Below are 3,798 nucleotides of genomic sequence, written 5' to 3'. Positions count from 1 at the left end.
TTTTTAATCTTCGGCTCTTTAATTTCTCTACTGACCAATCTGAATAGGCTATAAAATGATGTAATGACTGTGCCGAGTTTATACTTACTACTTTCGCTATTTCTGGTAATGATTTTCTTTTTATTGGTGAAATTATCCCTAAATGTAAATATTTGAAGCATTCATAATTTCTTACTTCTTTAAACAGGTCTTTGTACTCTGCACAATATGCATCTACGAGCGCAACTGTTGGCTGGGCATCCCTTGGCAGATGTTTCAGGATTTGTAATTCTACATCCATTGCTCTACTTACCTTGTAGAGTTCTATTTTTCCTTTATTCTATTCATTCTATCCGGAAAGTGACAGAAGAGGGGTAAGATCGCGCCTTGTGTTTCAAGTCACAGATCTATGCGATCGCTTTCCTTGCTTCATTCTCCACTATGGCAACAAAAAACCTCGGCGAAACTAACCGAGGTGAGAGAGAAGTACGAATGACAATGAGATAGCAATACCAAAGTCAAAAAATGTTAGCTAATGCTAATACCAACCAAAACTAATGTTGTGACAATTAAACTAGCGAAAACACCTTGTATTACATATTTACGTTGTTGCCAAATAGCAGGGTACTCAGCGTAGTACATCTGGGGTTCAGTGGCGTAGTTGTTAAGAACGCCGTCTTCATTAACAGTGGTATACATGGCTTATTTTTCTTTATTTATTAAGTTATGTAACTAAAAATAACAATTCTGTTACAAACAGTCAATAGTACTTGACAAAGAATAATAGATAGCCATCATAAAAATTACTTATCAGGAATGACGGCTAAGGCGTGTTACTGCCCTAAAAATTTTTCTCAAGGTTGATTTTTCTATTACTAATCAAATACTTAAACTATTAGTAACATTATTTTAGCATTATTACTTAGTTAATTGGGTTAACTATTTTTTTGGCAAGATTATATATAAAGACTTGCCAATAATAAAATCAAGAGTCATTATAGACACGTAAATGCTAAATAATGCAGGTAAATTCTAAATATTAAGGTAATAAAAATGACTTTTGATTGGAGTGATATATTACCAGTTGTTCTAATTGCTGCTGTTTGCTAATGCAGTGTTATCTTCTGGTATTTATTGGACATTGCCCAGACGTAAAAAGCTGGAGTCTAATTTTCTGCCATAACATTAGATATGGAAAAAGGCTTGGTTGCTCCAAGCCTCTGTAATATACCAAGCATTTACTACACCAAGGTTAATGTAGACGTACTCTTACTTTAGTTCATCCTCCCATAGGATCTGTGCAAACAGTCTGACAACTGATATTAAAATCTTTTTGACATATAAAAAAAGGTTTGGTCATGAACCAAACCTAGATAATTGCTGTGCTTAACAACGTACTACATTAATCTAAACTGCCTTTTTTGACAGTTCATCTTCCTTTAGTATGTGTCCAAATCTATTAAAAACTGGTAAATCATTGTTTATTTCAGAAAGTGACTATTGACTAAAATATAAGTATAAAAATATATAAGGCTTGAGCAATAGCCAAGGCTTATATATACCAGGTGTTTACTATATCTTGTTAATTTATATCTAATTCTGTATGAGTTTATCTGTCTAGCAGGTGTATATAAATACTATCAAATATGATATCTATAAAACAATTTCAATAAGTATAAAAAGTTTAACATTTCATTTATTTTAATCTTTTCCAAGTTAGCAAAATCATTCTTACATAGTAATTTGCTGGGATTTATGAACGAAATCGTAGAGGTAGAGAAGGAGTAACTTTTAACAGAAAATAAGCAAGACAGCATAAAGATATACTTCGTTTTTTCCAAATCAAATAAAAATTATCGATTGCAAATAAGGTCGAAAATTAGTCTAATTCTAGACAACTATTATCATGGCTTTTCTCGTCTTGATTTATTTTATATGTTTCATAAGCTTTGATTTATCTAAAAAAGAAAACCCTGGTTTTTGCCAGGGTATATACACGTTTTTCAGGCATTAACAAATCGAATCTTAACTCCACAAATAATTTATTTCCCCTACCTATAGGTGGATAAGATACAAATACTATGTATGGTGATTGTAGCAAATTTTCTACATTATTGATATATAAAATAAACTTAGCAATCAGCTAATATTTCATGTATGAAGTTATTTATTGACCTAAACTTTATTAATGTAGGAATAGATTTTTATTTATAATATTTGATTATAATAACTTATATAATTTGTTATTTTTATATGAAAAAGGCTTGGCAAAAAAACCAAGCCTAGAAATACCAAGAGTTTACCATATCTTGTTACTTTAGATATAGTATTATATAAGTTCATCTATCTAAAGATTGTAATTAAATATATTGAAAAATGATAAGTGTTATCTATGTATCTAAATCATTTTCTTGCTCAAGCTAGCTCTTAGGTTAACTTATAAAAATTCAATATTATTAGTGAAAAATATTGTATCAAACTAGACTTTTATCTATTATTTAATTGTCGAGCTTGTATCATTGTTTATCAATATATAGGTTGTAAACAGGATAATTTATTATTGTTATGCCGATATTATGTTCTATATTTACAAATAGTTCACAAACTATTTTGTTTATAGTTATACTGCTAAAATGGCAGCTAACTATTCAAATTGAATGTTGTTTTGCAACCTATGGTTTTTATGTTTCAAGTAATTAGTACATTAACTGATATTTCACAAAAAAGGCTTGGTTCGCCACCAAGCCTAAGTAGAAGTAGAATCTATCAAAACAATTTAGCTATTGAGTTTGAGTGATTCATCATCCAATAGGGGGATGTAACAATATATGTTAGTTAATATTTGATTCTTTTATTACTCATAAAAAAGGTTTAGCACCAGCTAAACCTCTATAGAAAGCAGTTATTCGACACACCAGAATTAATTTAGAGCTACTCTTACTTTAGGTCATCTTCCTAGAGGATGTGTCAAACTAGTCTTTAATATGGTAGAGCCTTTAAAAATTGGGTTACTTGTCAACTGAGGAAGTTTGTTATCAGGACTAAATTGCTGTGTTTAGTTAAAAATTAAATTTAATGTTAACTGTTAACTATAAACAACTTTCAGTGAGATAATTTATTGATGATAGTTTCTTAAATTATTTAAGGTGAGAGTGAACGTCGTCCATTCGTTACCACTTTCAACTTGAATGCTTCCTTGCAATTGCTCGACTAACTTCTCTACTATGGCTATCCCTAAGCCTGTACCATCTTGATTCAAGAAGTTGCTATTCGACCCGCGATAGAATTTTTCAAAAATTCGCGGTAAGGCTGCTGTTGGAATTTCTGATGAGTTACGGACAGAAATTATAGTTGCTGGAGATACTTCAGAAGAGTTGTGATACGCACTTAAAATGATTTCACCACCAACAGGGGTATACTTGCAAGCATTAGACCTCTTGCAAAAGTCGCTTAAGCAAATTCGGTTTGGGAAAGATGAAGCTCGTAATTGTAGAGAGCAGCAATCAGATTAAACCTCAAACTAAATCTTTTTCGACGATTTCTATAAGTGAGGGACAAAATTTTAAATATCTTCAGCTTCCGATTTACATGCTCACCTAAAACTCTGATTTTGGCTAATTTTTGATTACTCTTTTTATCCTCACAAGTTAACTTACCTCCTCTAGGTTTTTTCTTAGGAATCTGACTATTGCTATGTAGTTTTTGAATACCTTGATAACCTTTATCTCCCAAGCATTTTATGTCTTTTCTCAACCTAACTTTACTATTTTTAAATATACGAAAATCATGCTCTCTACCCTTACCATGAGCGGTACAGAT

3 protein-coding genes and 1 pseudogene are annotated in these 3,798 nt (G+C 31.2%); all 4 read right to left on the bottom strand.

The genetic code is table 11. The annotated features are described in order from the left end of the window. A pseudogene (locus I8752_RS33920) lies at window positions 1-280 on the bottom strand (IS701 family transposase); the annotation flags it as partial. Window positions 281-507: 227 nt separating this feature from the next. After that, window positions 508-678: a photosystem II assembly protein Psb34 gene (gene psb34, locus I8752_RS33915; protein ID WP_214436556.1), complete on the bottom strand. Its 171-nt coding sequence runs from the start codon at window positions 676-678 to the stop codon at window positions 508-510. 2,416 nt (window positions 679-3,094) lie between these two features. Then, window positions 3,095-3,439 carry an ATP-binding protein gene (locus I8752_RS33910; protein ID WP_214436557.1) on the bottom strand — a complete coding sequence of 115 codons (345 nt, stop codon included), beginning with the start codon at window positions 3,437-3,439 and terminating at the stop codon, window positions 3,095-3,097. Further along, the coding region (locus I8752_RS33905) for a transposase family protein (RefSeq protein ID WP_214435878.1) at window positions 3,430-3,798 on the bottom strand (369 nt) is incomplete at its 5' end. The genes I8752_RS33910 and I8752_RS33905, both read right to left, overlap by 10 nt.

It is taken from the genome of Dendronalium phyllosphericum CENA369 (genome assembly GCF_016056275.1).
In the GTDB taxonomy this organism is placed as follows: Bacteria; Cyanobacteriota; Cyanobacteriia; order Cyanobacteriales; family Nostocaceae; genus Dendronalium; species Dendronalium phyllosphericum.
This window is presented reverse-complemented; position numbering and strand designations above follow the sequence as displayed.